Origin of the sequence: Lewinella sp. IMCC34191 (assembly GCF_003390935.1) — a bacterium.
Classification (GTDB): Bacteria; Bacteroidota; Bacteroidia; order Chitinophagales; family Saprospiraceae; genus Neolewinella.
The window spans coordinates 124,846-142,552 of record NZ_QNQZ01000009.1 but is presented as its reverse complement, the minus strand read 5'-3'; the positions used below and the strand labels follow the sequence as shown (position 1 = coordinate 142,552).

The following is a 17,707-nucleotide window of genomic DNA, read 5'->3' as shown; positions in this document are numbered from 1 at the left end:
GTGTTTCGTTTAGAAAGGGAAGCCCGCCGCAAAGTTCAAACGGCCCCGTTCCTCATCCATAAAGTACGTCAGACTCAGGATAGTTGCTCCCAGCGGAGCCACCCACACGCCACCACCGTAGCCAAAGTGCCACGTGCCGCTATCTTCCCCGTTGAGCCAGACACGGCCGTGATCCAGACCGAGAATGAAGCCGCCGATCGTGGGCACTTCACCCTTGCCAAATCCAAAGCCCATAAAACGAAGGTCAATGTTCTGGTACACCATTTTATGTCCCAGGTAACGATCCACGCGCGCGGCGCGGAAATTAGCTCGCCCACCCATGGAGGCCAACTGAAAGAACTCCGGATCGCCACCGTTGTATTCTGCCCCGAAGCGCGTAGCAAAATTGATTGCCTTGGTGATCATGCGGTAGAAGCTCAAGTTGCCGCCCACCTTCGTGGTTTGCCGATCGGTATTGTCCAGATTGACACTATGGCGCGCGTACACATCGTAGACCAGCCCGTTCTGCGCCATTAAGGGAATCGCCAAGTTGTTGGAGCTTAGCGAAGCGGAAATGCCCGCAAAGGGCTGCGGATCGAATAAGCGATCCCCGGCTTCGGTCTGAGCCAGTTCATTGATTAGCGCGTAATCGGGGGCATCATCCAGGTGATATTGGTGGTAGAACGGACCGACGGTGAAATTCAACCGGTTGCGGGTACCTCGCCAGCGAATAAGCGGATTGACGAAGATTTCCTGCCGGCGTGCCCTATTATATTCGAGTACCTGATCCTCGTCAATCCCGTATTCATCGAGGTTGTCGTCGTCGGGTTGTCCGGGACCATCGTTGCCTAAACCGAAGTAGTTCGCTACGTATCCGGGGCTAAAGTAGTGGGCATCGATCAGGAGGTCCGAACGCCGGGTGAAAAAGTCGTTGAATTCTCCGGTGTAGGTAGTCTTCCAGAACTCGTTCGTACTGTAGCTGGCCATGAGGTTATGGCGTTGGGAGTACGGATCGGGTTTCCAGCCCATGATCGTTCGGGTTATCCCGGCGCCGATGAAAAATCCATCATCTACGTTGAATCCGATGCTGGGGGCCGGAATCGTGTAGTCAGGGTAGTATTCCTCGAAATCGTAGGTGTTGTATTCCGGAAACTTATTGCTGCGGCGGTCCTTCAGGCGGGCCGTGTTGCCGGAGAGTTCCATGCCCTCCTTTTCGTCGTACACTCTCGCGTTGAGCCGGCCCTCCGCGGTTACTTCGTCACCGTCGGTACCCCCGATGATCCGGATGTCGATGTCGCTGTCAGGGCCGCGAAGAACGAACTTGTCGTCACCGTCCAGGCCGTAAAGCTGTACGCTTTTGGTTTCACCGGGGTAGAATACCCGGCTGTAAAAAAGCTCATCGGCCTCTCCGTCGCTATCCGCATCGAAAACCTGGACGCTGAGATTACCGTCCTCAAGTCCTTCCAGGAGAAAGTAATCATCCTGATCGGTACCCAGTACATTGACACGCTCGGCCAGCACCTCGTAGTATGCTTCGGCGAATTCATCCAGCTGCGTCAGCCGCGATTTGAGTTTATCGTCAATGTGCTCGACGTCTAAACTGTAGGGCAAAACTTCGGGGGGCATGCGCTGGAGAGCGGCATCGATATCGGCGTCGGTTATGGTGGACTGAATGAACTTCGCCTCCGCCAACATTTCCTCCCGGGTTACTTGATTGAGGAACACCCGATCGTTCCACTTGCCGTTGAGTGCACGCCATTTTGCGTGATCCAGATCACCGGTGAACGGGCGCAGTTTACGCGCTTCCGGAACGAAGATGCGGGCTACCGCCAGCAGGTTACCGTCGAAGTCACTGAAAACCTGGTCGCGGTCGCGTCCTACGGGCACGAAGCGCGTCCGCCCATCTTCGTCTTCGAAAGTGGCCCAGCGCCACTGGTCGCGGTGACGGTCCCAGTCGCCGATGAAGAAATCGAAGAGGCGGGCCCGGGCGAAATTATTCTGGTCGGCGTAGTTCTTCCAGTCTTCCCAAAGCGCTTCCCGGGTACTGCTGTTGCTTTCGATTCGTTTGCTGCCTCCGAAGAAATCGGTGCCGCTCCAGTCCTCGTCAGGGCGTTGCTCCAGCCAGTACATTTCACCGCCGAAATTGAGGTTGTAGTCGCCGAGCCCCGGTTGCTTCGGAACGTAGAAGAGATAGGGGTCGGCGGCGAATAGACCCAGCTTTTTCTGCAGGGGGGGCAGCGCGAGTGGAGCGTAAGGGTGGATGGCCGTGAACTGATCTTTCGCCACGTCGGCGGCAAAGCTGTTTTCCAGCAGGCCCGGTAGGAGTTGGGCGGGGTTTTTACGCACCGACCGTAATTGGTACAGCCGACCGTCGCCGCCTTCGGTGTGGAGACTCATCGTGGTCATGCCGCCGCCACGACGGTAGGGGTTCAAGCCGCCGTTGATGGTATCGATGTCCAAAACCGGCACCTGTACCTGGGTGAAGTACAGCGGGCGATAGTGACGTCCGAAGGTACTTTCGTAGGTGCTGCTCTTGGCACTGGGATTGCCGGCATAAATGGAGGTACGTACCGAATCCTCGGTAACTACCTCAGTTGGAACGGGCTCAACCCCAACATCCTGGGACTCGAAACGGTCTTCGATGATGCGGCGGTAAAAGGTACGTTCGGTGTTTCCATCCTCGTCGACGGTATAGAAGCCGAGGTAGATGGCTCCGTCGTCGAAGAAATCCAGCTTGCCGTAGCCGACGGCCCCCTGAACGAAATTCGCGTCGTTGCCTCCTACCCCCGGTCCCCGGACGCTGCCGGAACCAGCTACAATATTAATGTATTCGTCTTCGTGATTCAGCATCATCTGGTGCTCGTGGGCTGACACGAAGATCACGTGGGTTTCGTCGTCAATACCGGCTTCAACCTTGCGGATATAATCCTGGTACCGCAAACTGTGTACATCCTGCGCTCCGCCGCCAACGCCTTGTATCAGGCGAAAAATGCTTCCCACAATGGGTAAGGGTACGTAAGCGCCCGGAACCAAATCGGTCAGTGGAAACAAATGCTGGCGAAAGCTGAATTGCCCACCCCGGTTTCCGTTCGACTGCAGCGGGTGATGCATCATGACGATCTTGACCTGATCGCGGTAGCCCTTGATCTCATCAGCCAGGGCAAAGGTCATTGCGTCGCGGTTGGTGTAGTCGCAGCCTTCGCTGACTTCCTCATCGCGCGACCAGTCGGCCAGGTACCAGGCGGTATTCACGCCGATAAGTCCGACCCGGTCAATGAGTTCCTTGTCGTCCGGTCCGGAACAAGCGTTGTTCGGCATGAAGCGGACCTCCTTCTCACTATGATCCTCGAAGTATTCCTCGAGCCGGTCCAGACGGCTGAATTGGCCACCGCGGGCGATTTCATTTTCTCCGGGGGTATAGAAGATTCTACCCGGGACCCGCTGTAGGCGGTTGATCACTTCATCGAGGTATTCCTGGTCCTTATCGTCGGGCTTCTTTTCCAGCCCGTCCTTTCCCACGATATCGCCAAGCAGCAGCAGGGCGCTTTTTTCTTCACCGGAGGGCATGTCGCGTACGATGGCATCAAGCGTGGTGAGTCCTTGGTCATAATCGTAGCCCAGATCGCCAACCAGATAGCTGGAAAACTCCAGCGCACCCGTAGGAGGGGCGTCGCTGGTTAGTCCTTCCAGCGGGGCTTCGTGTATTTTGTAATCGGCACAGTGAGTAAGAAAAGATATTGCCGCCATTAGGACGGTGCAACGGAGTAAATTTGTAAGCATCGTGTATATAATGTTCCGACTATAACCTCCTGAAAGGATCTAAGTTCGTCGTAGCAAACTCACCGTAGTGAGGTATGTCGGCCCGCTGAATGCGACGTTGGAGGGCCCTGCAGCTACCGATGGCATACAAGGTAAGTGCTAAACTACTCCCCGACTGAGGGGTTAAGCCTTATTTAATATGCCCCGGCAAACCATGAAAATAGATATACTCGCCATCGGTGTCCACCCCGACGATGTGGAATTAAGTTGTGCCGGAACGCTGCTACGGCACGCCGATATGGGATACACTTTCGGTTTACTCGACCTCACGCGCGGCGAACTCGGCACCCGCGGTAATGCCGAGATCCGCACCCGGGAGGCCTACGCCGCCGCGACCAAGCTCGGCGCGAAATTCAGGGAGAATCTCGATCTGCCGGACGGTTTCATACAGCACGACGAAGCAACGATCCGAAAGCTCATCACCGCGATCCGCGATTGCCAGCCGGAGATCGTACTGGCCAACGCACTGAGTGACCGCCATCCGGACCACGGAAGGAGCGCCGGAATTATCGCCGATGCGTGCTATTATAGCGGCCTGTCGAAAATCGAGACCCACAACCTCGAAGGCGCACCCCAGCAGAAGTGGCGACCCAAGTCGGTCTATCACTACATACAGGACCGCAATCGCCAGCCCGATATGGTCGTCGATATCTCCTCCTACTTTAACCGCAAAATGGAGGCAATCAATTGCTACGAATCGCAATTCAACGATCATAATCCGAACGATTACTTCCACGAGGCCAGCACGCCGATCAGTGGCAAGGACTTTATGGACTACCTGTTCGCGAAGGCTCGTAGTCTGGGGCGGGAGTCAGGGTACGAACTCGCCGAGGGCTTCAATGTCGCTCGTGTGCCCGGCGTCCCCGACCTGATGCAGTTGGACTGATACCTCTAATCGATGGCGGTTGCTTATTTGGCAGACAGGTAGGCCACAAGGCGCTCGTACATCGCGCGCCATCCCGCCCAGCCGTAGGCGGGGGAGAAGCTGCTGTTGTGCCAGAGCAGTATGAATGGACCCCCATAGGGTTCCAGTGCCGTGGCTAGTTTTTGCACGGTCGCTTCGGCCTGCGGTGGAGTCAGGTCCAGATACTTGCAAAGGGTGACATCCATAGCCGCGAAGGGGTGGACAGTCAGGCGAGTTTCCTTCTCGACGTCCAGGTCGTACCAGGGAAAAGGCAGGTTGGTGCCGGCCCGCCAGCCCACCGCATCCCCGTAGCCCATGGTGTGATCGGAACGTATGCCGTTATTCAGCAGCTTTCGGTAGGTCTCCGGCATGCGAAGCTTAAGAAAATGCTGCCGGGAGTCACTGACCGGTCTTCCGATAATGGATTCGAGTCGTTGCTTTTCTACTTCGACCAGTGCCGGCTGATCGTTCGAAGCATAGCTGGGGTGAATACCCGTGGTCGAAGTTCGGGAAAGGCGTACCATCCATTCCTTTTGTGCCGGCGGAATGGGGAAGGGGTTCGTATCGTGGTTTATTAATCGGCTGGAAAGGAGCCAGAAGTAGGTGGGTTTGAGTCCGAATTCGCGGTGGAGATTTTCGAGAAAGGGGAGTGTCTGGTAAGGATCCTCAGCTGCTTTAACCGTGAAGCGAGCTAGCCCGCGGGCCAGATGGCCCGAAAGTAGATCCCGAACGCCGCTGGCGAAGCCGCGCCACCCCCGGTAGTGGTACGCCCACAGTAGATCGATGTCGTAGGTCGGCCGGAATTCAAAAGGATGGGTTGTGGGTGCCGGTAGGTCGGGAAACCATTCCACCAGCCGACGCCCGATGGCGGCCGTCCATTCACGTACCACGGGCCGATCCAGGTAGCCCAAACGGTAGGCGTGACTTTCCGACGCGGAAAATCGATCGTATGCGTCTGGCGTAAAATCCTGGTATTCCTCGTACCGCGATAGGCAAAAAAAGATGGCAGCTAGCAAATCCGGCCCCTCGGGCGTTTGGCAAATCGTGACGCCACCGTCCGGGCTATGTTTGAAGTCGTCGCCTTCCCGGCTAAAGTCGTAGGGTTTCCCGGACAATAGGGGGTGAGCCGGAAAATTATGCCGGCCACTTTCCCCGTAAGTGATAAGATAGCGTGTTTCCGTATGACCGAACACGCTGCGGTCGTTGAAGAAGCGAAAGCGGTAGCCAAGGCAATCGCCGACCACCCTAAGCACGTAACGCAAGCGCGGGTGGCGGATGGCCGTCTGAATCGTTATTTCGGGCGGTGAAGACAAGCTCTGCGACATTTCGGTTGGCTAAAGGTAGCCGGAATCAACAAAGCGACCGGCGTTGCTGTATTTCGCTATATATTCCCATCTATGTACCGACTTCTACTTCTGGGCTGTTGCTTTTTCGGGCTGACGCTGAGCGCGCAGCAACAATTGCCTGGAGACCGGAATATTTACGACGCTAAATCGATCGGCGTGGTTTACGACCACGAGTTGACCTTCAACGCCGCGATCGCCACCCCGCGTAATTTCTTCGTGGGCGTGCGCAGCGGTCGGTTGGTCACCTACGACAAGACACGCTTCTGGACGCTGACCTTCGGAGACATCCGGCACAGCCGCGAGCGTCGCGAAAACCCGGACCGGGTGAACATCGTCAGTAACCGGGTTAGCCGTGCTTATGTCTTTGGTAAGCAAAATCAGCTGTATGCCCTCCGGATAGGTTTTGGCGTCAAGAAATTTCTTTCCGAGAAGGCGAGGGAGCGGGGCGTAGCGATCGGTTATTCCTACGAATTCGGCCCCTCTCTGGGTATCGTCAAGCCCTACTATCTGGAGATCGAACAGGCGGATGCCGCTCCCGTGGACGTTCGCTATACGGGCGATAACCTCGACGTGTTCGTCGGTAACCAAGTCAACGTTTTCGGTGCCAGCGCCTGGACGGTGGGCCTTGATGAAATCGGTTTGCGTCCGGGCGTACATGCTAAATTTGCCACGCACTTTGGATTCGGAGCTTACGACGAGACGGCCAAAAGCCTCGAGGCGGGGGTCATGGCCGATTTCTTCCTCGGCAATACCGACATCATGGTCGAAAGTGAATTGACGCCCGGGGTAAACAATAGTCCGCTATTCCTCAGCTTGTTCATCAACTTACAGATCGGTAAACGGTGGTAGACAGCCGTTGGTAGCGGCCCCCCTTCTCCCCGCCGTAGCGTAGTATTGCGGTCCAACGAGAGATTATACCATGACGCTTGACGTAGGTGAAGACTACCAGATTCGAATTGCCCCCATATCCGAAGCGCACTTCACGTGGCTCAGATCCCGTAACTATGCCGGGTGGGTAGTCGTCATGGACGAACATACCGAGCGCCACTGCTTCCCCCTGATCGAGCCATTTCTGGGCAATGATCGAATCGTCCGAATTAGCGTTCCGGCCGGAGAGCGCTACAAGCACCTGGATACCTGTCGCTACATCTGGGAGCAGATGTTCAAGGCCGGCGTCGGCCGTCGTTGGTGCTGCCTCAACCTGGGTGGCGGCGTGATTGGCGATATGGGTGGCTTTGCGGCCTCCACCTTCAAGCGGGGAGTGGACTTCGTGCAAATCCCGACCACTTTACTTAGTCAGGTGGATGCCAGCGTAGGGGGCAAATTGGGGATCGACTTTTACGAGGTAAAGAACAGCATCGGGCTATTTGCCAACCCCGAGGCGGTGTGGATCGACCCCCGCTTCCTGGATACGCTGCCCGAGCGCGAAATTCGCTCCGGTTACGCTGAGATCATCAAGCACGCACTGATTGCCGACACGGCGGAATGGGAGAGGATAGCTGGTTTGGAAACGATTGATGCCGATGAGTGGTCGAGCCTGATCGGCCACAGTGTAGATATCAAGCGTTGCATCGTTCTTGACGACCCTTATGAGAAAGGCGCACGCAAAGCGCTCAATTTCGGGCACACGGTAGGGCACGCCGTGGAATCCTATCAGCTCAATGGCGAAAATCGCCTGCTACACGGGGAGGCCATCGCGATCGGCATGGTATGCGAGGCCTGGTTGAGCTGCCAGGAGGGGCTGCTTAGCGAGGAGGAGCTGCAAGCGGTCACCAGCTATCTAATCCGGGTATACGGCCATCTGCCGGTGCCGGAGGAAGGATTTGCTGCCATGGTGGATCTGATGCGGCAGGACAAGAAAAATGATGACGAGCGCATCAACTTCACGCTATTGGAAGCTCCGGGACGCCACGTGATAAACAAAACAGCGACTCCGGAAATGATCCTGGAGTCGCTGCGCTATTATAACCGTGTTGGTATTCACCCGTAGCGATTAGTAACTAATTGCTACAAGCGGGTAAGCTTTCCGTTAGGAGCCTACCTGGATTCGCCGGGGCGCGCGCGTCTCTTCGACGGGCTTCAGCGTCGGCACCTTAACTTCCAGGATACCATTGCGGTAGTTGGCGGTAATATTGTCCTCGTCGGCCGTCTCCGGTATGGTGAAACTGCGGCTGAAGGTGTGGTAATTGTGTTCCCGACGGCTGTATGAATCATGGGTGCGACGGCGGCTCTCGTGCTGCTCGCCCTTAATGGTCAGTATATCCTTGTGCACGCTGATGTGAAAATCTTCGCGCTCGTAGCCGGGAGCTGCCAACTCAATAAGGTAGCCTCCCATGTCTTCGTCGGTCAATTCGGTGATGTTGGCTCCGGGAACGCTGACCTCATAATCTCCGTTGATCGTTTGGTTGCCGTACATCCGTTTCCGTTCCAGGTCGAACAGGTGATCCGAGTTACGGTACTGAGAGTTTTCGGGGGAAATGCCGGTAAATGCGGTGAAAGTGCGCATGATGTTTTTGGTTAATAGTTTACTAAATAGCCGGTAGCCCGGTTGTCTTTGCAACGATAGCGCCGCCGATCGTGTTCGCTCCAGGACCGGTCCGGCATACCCCGGCCCGCGCGCTATTCGTTACTTTTGTGACCCCAAACCGCCGTGATGAAATTTCGCCTGCTTACCCTTTTCTCTTTTGTTTTATTAGCTGCCGGCCTTTCGGCCCAGGAATCTGACGCATACCGCATCGAGGTCAACATAGACGGCTACGAAGAGGATATCCTCACGCTCGGCTACTACATGATGGACAAACAGTACATCGTCGACACGGCCTACCGCGAGCAGGACGGAGCCTATGTTTTCTCTTCGGATACCGGGTCCCTCAATCCCGGGATTTACCTCGTCGTGCTTTCCCCCGACAATAACTACTTCGAAGTACTCGTCAACAGCGACGAAGACCAGAATTTCACGCTTAATACGAGCACCGCCGATCTGGCGGATGTCCGCGTCGAAGGCGACCGGCAGAATGAACTGTTTTACGAATACCTCACCTTCATTCGCCAGAAGCAAGAGGCTAGCGCGCCATTCCGCCAAACGCTATCCGATTCCACCGCCAACCCCGCGCTTGCCGCCGAGGCCAAGGATAAATTGATGACGATCGACCAGGAGGTCAAACAATACCAGCAGGACCTCATCGAGCGGGAACCCGAGGCATTCGTCAGTACGATTATCCAGTTCAACCAATCACCCGAGCCGCCGGATTTCGCTGAGGTGACTGACGGGGAAGAGAAACAACGCTTGCAGTGGCGCTGGCTGCAGGCGCACTACTTTGACGGTTTAGACCTGAACGATCCGCGCGTAGTCCGTACGCCCTTTCTGTTCAGCCGGGTCAATTACTTCGTGAATTCACTGCAGGTTCGCCATCCGGATACGCTGGCCGCCGCCATCGATCAGGTGATGGATCGTCTGGACCCACAATCCGAAGCCTACCGGATGCTGGTCGTGCATTACACGAACGAGGCAGCAACCAGCAAACTGGTAGGTATGGATGCACTCTACGTGCACATGGTCGACAACTACTACCGCAACGGGAAGGCCTACTGGGCGGATGACGAACAGGTCGCTAAAATGGTGGACAACGCCGATCGTCTCCAACCATTACTCATTGGCAAACAGGCGCCCGACCTGAAAATGACCCGCCGCGACGGTACGCCGATCAATCTCTATGATGTCGACGCGGAATACACCGTCCTTTACTTCTGGCGCTACGATTGCCCGGCGTGCAAAAAGTCCACGCCCCACATGAAAGAGTTCTACGAGAAGTACGCGGATGCCGGCGTAAAAATCTTTTCGGTGTGTACCAAGGGGGCCGACGAGATCGGCAACTGCTGGGACTACGTGGACGAGCAGGGCACCGGTGACTGGATCCAGGTAGCCGATCCGTACCAGCGGTTCTATAAATCCTACGACATCCAGTCTACCCCCTCGATCTTCTTGCTGGATAAGGACAAAAACATCGTCAGCAAGCGAATCGGAGCCGATCAACTGGCTGAAGTCATGGAAGGGGTAATGCAACAGGCCAACGCCACCGGCAAATAGTAAATGGAACCTAGTGTATTCACCCCCGGACTGAAGGATCTGTATATCACTATGGCGGCCTGTGCCGCCGGCATAGCGGTCATGATCTTCCTGGGTATTCGAGCCGGTAAGCGGCCTTCCCGCGATCCGCGACAACGCGTCCTTCTTCCCATGCTGGCGTACTTCGCGGGTCTACTGTTCCTGATGGCGCTGCTGGGGGCATTCTGGACGGCGATGAAATATCCGGTGGTATCGATCAGTGGTCGGACGCTGACGATCGATGAGGTCGAATACCCCGTTCCATCACCCGCAACCATTCGATTGGAACGGGTAGGCAGGGGCATCAATGCCGACGAAACCGTACTCCTGCTGCAAACGCGCGATCGCCGGAATTGGGTGTTCCCGGAAAATCGCTATGATGTATCCCTGATGTACCGGCAGCTCCGCACGGCAGCCGGGCGATAGACTGACCTAGCGCAGCTTCGGCAATACCTGCTCACCGTAGAACTTCAGGAAGTAATCCTGATTGAGGCCGACATTATGGAGAATGATCTTGTCGAAACCGAGATCGATATCCTTTTGCAATAGTTCGACGTGCTCGTCGACGTCCTGCGAAATCCGGATGGATTCGGCGACTTCGTGTTTACCGATGAATTGGCTGGCCGACTCGAATTGCTCCGGCGTACGCAATTCTCCGTGCACGGCGGAGGTGCCCACGTTGGTCTGCCACTGTTCGAAGGCCAGGTCGATGGCTTCCTCGCGCGTCGGAGCGCAGGAGAGGTCTATCTTTAAGTAGATGGGTTTGCCTTCACCACCATTGTTGCGGAACGCGTCGATGACGTCATCTAATTTATTGTGGGGTTTCCAGACGGTGTAGAGCCCGTCGGCCCACTCGGCAACCTCGGCGGCCGTCTTGGCCGTGATGGCAGCGGCAATCGCGACCGGCGGTTCTTCGGGCAGCGTATACAGACGGACCTCCTCGGCGGTCAGGAATTCGCCGCGGTGGGTAAAGCGCTCGCCCGCCCACAGCCGCTTCATAATACTGACCGCCTCGGCCAGTTTCCGGTTCCGGGCGGCCTTCTCGGGCCAGTGATTGCCGGTGATGTGTTCGTTGAGGAATTCGCCACTACCAAAGCAGGGCCAGAAGCGACCGGGATACATCTGGCAAAGGGTGGCTACGGCCTGGGCGATGATGACCGGATTATACCGTTCGTAAGGGCAGTTGACTACGCCGCATGGGATGGAGGTGGCTTCCAGGGCGGCTCCGAGCCACGACCAGGTGAATCCGCTTTGCCCCTGAGCATTGCTCCAGGGGAAGAGATGATCGGATGAAGCCAGCTCGTCAAAGCCGGCGGCTTCCGCCTGTTTGGCCAGATCGATAAGCTGGCGGGGGGTAAACTGTTCCTGTGATATTTGGTAGCCAAACGATGCCATGCAAAGGGTTTTTTCTTGGAAGCGGCCCCCGGCGAGAATGTTCGAGAACATCTTCCCGCCCGTTTGCGTCCATACCAGCGGTTCGACAACACGCCAACTATGCTCAACGAATTCTGGTACAAGAATGCCATCATCTACAGTCTCGACCTCGAAACCTTCATGGATGGTAACGGGGATGGGGTAGGGGACTTCGCCGGGCTTACCCGCCGGCTGGAGTACCTCCACTCGCTTGGCGTCGACGTCATCTGGCTGGCACCCTTTCAACCGACACCGAATAAGGATAATGGCTACGATATCCAGGATTACTATGGCGTAGACGATCGCCACGGCAGCCTCGGCGATTTCGCGGAGTTCATGAATCTGGCGAATAACCTCGGGATCAAGGTGATCATCGATCTGGTCATCAATCACACCAGCGACCAACACGCCTGGTTTCAGGATGCCCGGAAAGGAGAGGACGCCCGCTACCACGATTGGTACGTATGGTCGAAGGAGAAACCGGAAGACTGGGATGAGGGCGTCATCTTTCCCGGTGTGCAGGAGGCGACCTGGACCAAGGATAAAAAGGCGAAAGCCTACTATTTTCACCGCTTCTACGACTTTCAGCCGGACCTCAATATCGGCAACCCCAAAGTGCGCGAGGAGATCAACCGCATCATGGGATTCTATCTATCCATGGGAGTAGCCGGATTCCGGGTGGATGCCGTTCCCTTCGTGCTGGAAACCCAGGAACCGGGAACCAACGGAAATCGGAAGATCCGCTTCGAATACCTCGAGGATATGCGTCGCTTCCTGCAGTGGCGCAATGGCAGCGCCATCCTACTTGGCGAAGCCAACATCGAACCCAAAGAGGCAAAGAAGTACTTCGGCGACAAGGGTGGCGGACTACACCTCATGTTCAACTTCTTCGTCAATCAGCACCTCTTCTACGCGCTGGCAACGGGGGAGAGCCAGCCGCTGGCCGATGCACTTGAGGAGACTGCCGGTATATATCCCACGGCCCAGTGGGCCCACTTCCTGCGGAATCACGACGAGTTGGATCTCGGAAGACTGACTGACGAGCAGCGGCAGAAAGTATTCGATGCCTTTGGCCCCACCAAGAAAATGCAGCTGTACGAGCGAGGGATCCGGCGCCGATTGGCCCCTATGCTGGGCAACCGGGCCCGGATCGAGCTGGCGTACAGCCTGATGTTCGCCCTGCCGGGAACCCCGGTGATGCGCTACGGTGACGAGATCGGTATGGGAGATGATCTCAGCCTCAAAGAAAGGGAAGCGGTCCGGACACCCATGCAGTGGAGCGATGAAGAAAACGCCGGCTTTTCTTCCGCGGAGGCGAAGGACCTGGTGCATCCCGTCATCAACGAAGGTCCGTACGACTACCAGATGCTTAACGTCGAGCGCCAACTTCGCGAGGAGGGAAGCCTGCTGACCTGGACCAAACGAATGGTACGCCTGCGCAAGGAATGCCCGGAGATCGGTTACGGAGAGTGGGAGATATTGAAAACGAAGGTTCCCTCGGTGCTCGCCATGACGTATCGGTACCGCAGCACGCTGGTCCTCATTCTGCACAATTTCGCTGGCGGGCCGGTGGTCATCCGTCCGAAAGCCTTCAACGATGACCCGACGCCGCTGGTTGACCTGATCGAGCCGCTGGAGATCGAGCTGGACGAGAAAGGCGGATACGAGATCCGGATCGGGTCGTATGGCTACCGCTGGTTTCGGCTTCGCGGCGTGAAACCCGTGATGAGCACCCCCGCCAAGGCGGGAAAATAACGAATGAAGCAGGGGCGGCGGAGCGCAGGTAAAATGCTGTAAACAATGCGCTGTGCCCTACGCTATACCAATGAATTTGATAGACTGACTATGCCCACAACACCTTTCCTACAACTATTTGACGATAACGATTTTACCGAGGCCCTAACCGAAGTACTCCTGCCCGGTTACTTGCCCAAGCAGCGTTGGTTTACCAGTAAGGGGAAGTCCATCACGTCCTGTCACGTGGATGCGGTGTATCCGGTACAGGATGATGCGGGCATCGTCACCGTTAGCGTCGCCTTCAGTGACGGAAGTCGCGAGCGTTATCAGATGCCGCTGGCCATTAATTCGACCCCGGAGCGTCGGACGCTGTACCAGGAGCAATACCCTAAACTGATCCTGGGAGAGATTACCGGCACGGGAATGCTGGCTGACGCCGTGCCCCGGACCGACTTTCGGGCGCGTCTCTATCAGATGATTTTTAACAACGAGGATGGCGATCATGGCCTAAACGCCGAGGCGGGGCGGGCCCTTCGTTCTGCGGGCGCATCGCAAAAGAGCGTTGTCCCGGCCATTGACACCAGCAATACCGCCATCATTTACGACGACCGCTTTTTCTTTAAGCTCTTCCGTAAACTCGACGTGGGCCTGAATCCCGACCTGGAACTCGTACGCTTTCTCTCCGAACGGACCGAATTCGACAACTGCCCCCCCTACGGCGGCAGCCTCGGTGTAGGGAGCATGGAAAATGACGAGGAATATCTTAACCTCGGACTCATGACCGGAAAGGTCGATAACCGGGGCGATGCCTGGGAGCTTTTTCAGCAACTGACACAGGAATATTTTGCCGACGATAACCGCACCATCGGGTCGGTGACCATCGAGCGGGCCCGACTCCTCGGAGAGCGCACCGCCGAAATGCATCGCGCCCTAGCTTCGGCAGGCCCCGACCGCCCGGACCTGGTAGCAGAAGCGATGACACCGGCATACCGGGGAGAAATAACAGATGCCGCCCTCCGGCTGCTTGAGCGGCAGTTCGCGCAGTTGGCAGAAAAGATGAACCAGCTTCCCGCCTCGGACCAGGTTCTTGCCCGTCGCGTACTGGGAGCCCACCAACAACTGAACGAGCGGCTGAGCCGCCTCCGGGATCGCGATATGCAAGCCCAGCTGACGCGTATCCACGGCGATTATCACCTCGGACAAGTGCTCTATACGGATACGGATTTCTACATCATCGATTTCGAGGGGGAGCCCCTGCTAAGTATCCCCGAACGGCGGCGGAAGCGCCCACCCCTTAAGGACGTGGGGGGCATGGTCCGCTCCTTCCACTACGCGGCCCAGGGGCAGCTGCTACTCAACGAGGATCGTTACCGCGGGCGGGACCTCCGCGACCAGGCGGAAGCCTGGTACCGGGAGGTTTCCGAAAACTACCTAGATGCCTACTTCCAGGCTTCCGGTGACGCACCCTATTTGCCCGCTTCGGAGGAAGACCGAATGGCATTGCTCAATCTATTCATCCTGGAAAAGGCCGTTTACGAGGTGGCGTACGAGCTCAATAGCCGTCCTGCCTGGTTGGCCATTCCGCTGAACGGGGTACTTTCGCTCGTCTAAACCGAGCGTATGAAGATCACACTACTGGGATACGGTAAAATGGGCCGGATCATCGAAAAGCTGGCGACCGAAGACGGACACCAAGTCGTACTGCGCGTAGACGAACACAACCGCGAGAAGATCTCGGCTGATGACCTACGCGATGCTGACGTAGCCATCGATTTTTCCCGCCCGGATGCCGCCATCGCCAATATCGATCTTGCTTTAGAAGCGGGAGTGCCCATCGTCGTCGGGACAACCGGTTGGCATAACAAACTGGAAGAGGTGCGCAAGCGAGTCGTAGAAACCAACGGTACGCTTTTCTACGCTACCAACTTTAGCATCGGCGTCAACCTATTTTTTGCTACCGCCAATTACCTGGCCGCCCGGATGAAGGATGAGGATTATACCCCTTCCATCGAGGAAACCCACCATGCCGAGAAACTTGACGCCCCTTCCGGGACCGCCATTACGCTGGAGGAAGGTGTACGCGGGGCAATGGACCGCGAAGCCGTCCACATCACGTCCTACCGGGAGGATAAGGTGCCGGGGACGCACGTACTCCGATTCTCCTCGGCTATCGATACCATCGAACTAACCCATACGGCACATTCGCGGGAGGGCTTCGCAAGGGGGGCGATCACCGCGGCCGAGTGGGTTCGCAATCGGTCAGGCGTCTTTACCATGACCGATATGCTTTCCCCGGCTTAAACAGCTGAACTCCGATGACTGTGGCTCCTTATAGCGGATGCCACGCTATCTTTACGGCCACCACTAAACCAACGCTATGCAACGCTATTCCTTCGCTATTTTTTTCTCCCTGGTCATGTCGGCGATGGTAGTGGCGCAGACGCCTTCGACAAAACTTTACGTATTCGATATGGGCATGCGGGATTCCATGCTTATGCTTACGAATCCGCGTTTTTTGAGCCATTTCAACCCGGATGGCTACAATAATCAACCCTACTGGGACGGAGAACAGGTGCTGTATGCATCCGTGCAGATGCCGGGCGACGAACAGCCTGACATCTACCGCTTCGATCTTGGTAACCGCACGCGTCAGCAACTGACGGACACGGATGCCGGCGAGTACAGTCCCAAGATCCAGATCGCCGGAGCGGATCGATTTACCGCCGTGCGGCAGGAGTACGTAGGTAGCGACACGGTGCTCCGACTATGGGACTTCCCGGCGGATTTATCGGAGAACGGTCGACCCGTCTTTACCAGTATGAGCAACATCGGCTACTACGAGTGGCTGAATCCCAGCCAGCTGGCATTGTACCTGGTGGAGAATCCCGGACGGATCGTGCTATCCGCCGCCGGTGACGGAGCTACTCCTCGCACGCTGGCAACCAGCACGGGGCGCACCTTCACCCGCATGAGCAACGGTAACCTGGTCTACGTGGATAAGTCGGTCACGCCCTGGCGCTTGATGCAAAAGAATCTCTACCGGCTAGAGGAGGATGCCCAGCCCATCGCGGAGCTTCCCGACGGTACGGAAGACTTCGTACTGCTTCGCGACGGCAGCTATCTCACCGGTCGTGGCAGTAAACTATACCGGCTCTTTCCCAACCGCGATGGCGGCTGGCAGCTGGTAGCCGATTTGAATTATTACGGACTGCAGGACATCACCCGTATGGCCCTCAGCAGAGACGGACGACTTGCCCTGGTCGCCGAATAACCATTGCCTAACCAAGCCTTTAAAACCACCACCATGATTATCGGATGTCCGAAAGAAATTAAGAATAACGAAAACCGGGTAGCCCTCACACCCGGTGGTACCCTTGACCTGGTACGCCGGGGCCACGAAGTGCTGATCCAGCAAGGCGCCGGAGCCAACAGCGGCTACACTGATGAGGAATACATCGAATCGGGTGCTACCATCGTCCCCGATATCGAGGGCGTTTACGCGCGTGCCGAAACCATCGTGAAGGTTAAGGAACCCATCGAATACGAGTACAAACTGGTACGTGAAGGACAGTTGCTCTTCACCTACTTCCACTTTGCCAGCTCGCGCCCGCTGACCGAAGCCATGGTCAACAGCAAAGCCATCTGCCTGGCCTACGAAACCGTAACCGGACCGAAAAACTCGCTGCCGCTGCTCGTGCCGATGAGTGAGGTTGCCGGACGCATGGCCGTCCAGGAAGGCGCTAAGTATCTGGAGAAGCCGGCCGGCGGACGGGGCATTCTACTCGGTGGTGTAGCGGGTGTTCCCCCCGCACGCGTGCTTATTCTCGGAGCCGGCATTGTAGGAACGGAGGCGGCCAAGATGGCAGCCGGTTTGCGGGCTAACGTTACCATCATGGACATCAATCTAGACCGGCTTCGCCATCTCGCGGATACACTGCCCGCGAATGTGACCATGGTATTTTCGAATGAATACAATATCCGGCGGGAATTGCCCCGGACGGACTTAATTATTGGCGCGGTCCTTATCCCGGGAGCGAAGGCTCCCCATTTGATCACCCGCCAGATGCTCGGCGAGATGCGTGACGGTACCGTCGTCATCGACGTTGCGGTTGACCAGGGCGGGTGCATCGAGACCTGCCATCCCACTACCCACGAGGACCCCACTTACGTGGTCGATGGCGTCATTCACTACTGTGTGGCCAATATGCCGGGTGCCGTACCTTTCACCAGTACCCTTGCGCTGACCAACGCCACCTTCCCGTACCTGTTGCAGATCGCCGATAAAGGTTGGGAACGCGCCACCGCCGAGAACGAAGGCCTACGCGCTGGACTCAATATTGTACGCGGAGAGATCGTGCTACCGGAAGTTGCCGAAGCATTCGGAATGCCGGTAGCATCGTAGTT

At 56.7% G+C, this 17,707-nt stretch carries 14 protein-coding genes; 10 read left to right on the top strand and 4 right to left on the bottom strand.

Going from position 1 to position 17,707, the window contains the following annotated elements:
* Positions 1-9: 9 nt before the first annotated feature.
* Positions 10-3,726: a metallophosphoesterase gene (locus tag DRW39_RS16955; RefSeq protein ID WP_157976184.1), complete on the bottom strand. Its 3,717-nt coding sequence runs from the start codon at positions 3,724-3,726 to the stop codon at positions 10-12.
* A gap of 226 nt (positions 3,727-3,952) precedes the next feature.
* Between DRW39_RS16955 and bshB1 the strand changes: the two genes are divergently transcribed.
* Positions 3,953-4,684: a bacillithiol biosynthesis deacetylase BshB1 gene (bshB1, locus tag DRW39_RS16950; protein ID WP_116108372.1), complete on the top strand. Its 732-nt coding sequence runs from the start codon at positions 3,953-3,955 to the stop codon at positions 4,682-4,684.
* 23 nt (positions 4,685-4,707) lie between these two features.
* Here the strand turns inward: bshB1 and DRW39_RS16945 are convergent, their stop codons facing one another.
* Positions 4,708-6,015, bottom strand: coding sequence for a polysaccharide deacetylase family protein (locus DRW39_RS16945; RefSeq protein WP_157976183.1), 1,308 nt, complete (start codon positions 6,013-6,015; stop codon positions 4,708-4,710).
* An 84-nt stretch (positions 6,016-6,099) separates the two neighbouring features.
* Between DRW39_RS16945 and DRW39_RS16940 the strand changes: the two genes are divergently transcribed.
* The gene (locus DRW39_RS16940; RefSeq protein ID WP_116108253.1) at positions 6,100-6,897 is read left to right on the top strand and encodes a hypothetical protein; all 798 of its coding nucleotides are present in this window, start codon (positions 6,100-6,102) and stop codon (positions 6,895-6,897) included.
* A 70-nt stretch (positions 6,898-6,967) separates the two neighbouring features.
* Positions 6,968-8,038, top strand: coding sequence for a 3-dehydroquinate synthase (gene aroB / locus DRW39_RS16935; RefSeq protein WP_116108252.1), 1,071 nt, complete (start codon positions 6,968-6,970; stop codon positions 8,036-8,038).
* A gap of 39 nt (positions 8,039-8,077) precedes the next feature.
* On the opposite strand, the gene DRW39_RS16930 is transcribed toward aroB, so the two are convergent.
* Positions 8,078-8,554, bottom strand: a complete 477-nt coding sequence (locus DRW39_RS16930; RefSeq protein ID WP_116108251.1) for an Hsp20/alpha crystallin family protein — start codon at positions 8,552-8,554, stop codon at positions 8,078-8,080.
* Positions 8,555-8,701: 147 nt separating this feature from the next.
* Between DRW39_RS16930 and DRW39_RS16925 the strand changes: the two genes are divergently transcribed.
* Positions 8,702-10,135 (top strand): TlpA disulfide reductase family protein, encoded by a 1,434-nt coding sequence (locus tag DRW39_RS16925; RefSeq protein ID WP_116108250.1) that lies wholly within the window; start codon positions 8,702-8,704, stop codon positions 10,133-10,135.
* A gap of 3 nt (positions 10,136-10,138) precedes the next feature.
* A complete protein-coding gene (locus tag DRW39_RS16920) occupies positions 10,139-10,579 on the top strand; it encodes a hypothetical protein (protein WP_116108249.1) in 441 nt (146 codons plus the stop codon).
* A 6-nt stretch (positions 10,580-10,585) separates the two neighbouring features.
* Here DRW39_RS16920 and DRW39_RS16915 read toward each other — a convergent pair whose 3' ends face one another.
* The gene (locus tag DRW39_RS16915) at positions 10,586-11,548 is read right to left on the bottom strand and encodes a TIGR03885 family FMN-dependent LLM class oxidoreductase (protein WP_116108248.1); all 963 of its coding nucleotides are present in this window, start codon (positions 11,546-11,548) and stop codon (positions 10,586-10,588) included.
* Positions 11,549-11,647: 99 nt separating this feature from the next.
* Between DRW39_RS16915 and DRW39_RS16910 the strand changes: the two genes are divergently transcribed.
* From DRW39_RS16910 to ald, 5 genes are all read left to right on the top strand, one after another.
* Positions 11,648-13,321 (top strand): alpha-amylase family protein, encoded by a 1,674-nt coding sequence (locus DRW39_RS16910; RefSeq protein WP_116108247.1) that lies wholly within the window; start codon positions 11,648-11,650, stop codon positions 13,319-13,321.
* 90 nt (positions 13,322-13,411) lie between these two features.
* The gene (locus DRW39_RS16905) at positions 13,412-14,914 is read left to right on the top strand and encodes a maltokinase N-terminal cap-like domain-containing protein (protein ID WP_157976182.1); all 1,503 of its coding nucleotides are present in this window, start codon (positions 13,412-13,414) and stop codon (positions 14,912-14,914) included.
* Positions 14,915-14,923: 9 nt separating this feature from the next.
* Positions 14,924-15,604, top strand: a complete 681-nt coding sequence (locus DRW39_RS16900; protein ID WP_116108245.1) for a 4-hydroxy-tetrahydrodipicolinate reductase — start codon at positions 14,924-14,926, stop codon at positions 15,602-15,604.
* 76 nt (positions 15,605-15,680) lie between these two features.
* Positions 15,681-16,574 (top strand): hypothetical protein, encoded by an 894-nt coding sequence (locus DRW39_RS16895; RefSeq protein WP_116108244.1) that lies wholly within the window; start codon positions 15,681-15,683, stop codon positions 16,572-16,574.
* A gap of 33 nt (positions 16,575-16,607) precedes the next feature.
* Positions 16,608-17,705: an alanine dehydrogenase gene (gene ald / locus DRW39_RS16890; RefSeq protein ID WP_116108243.1), complete on the top strand. Its 1,098-nt coding sequence runs from the start codon at positions 16,608-16,610 to the stop codon at positions 17,703-17,705.
* The last annotated feature ends 2 nt before the right edge of the window (positions 17,706-17,707 follow it).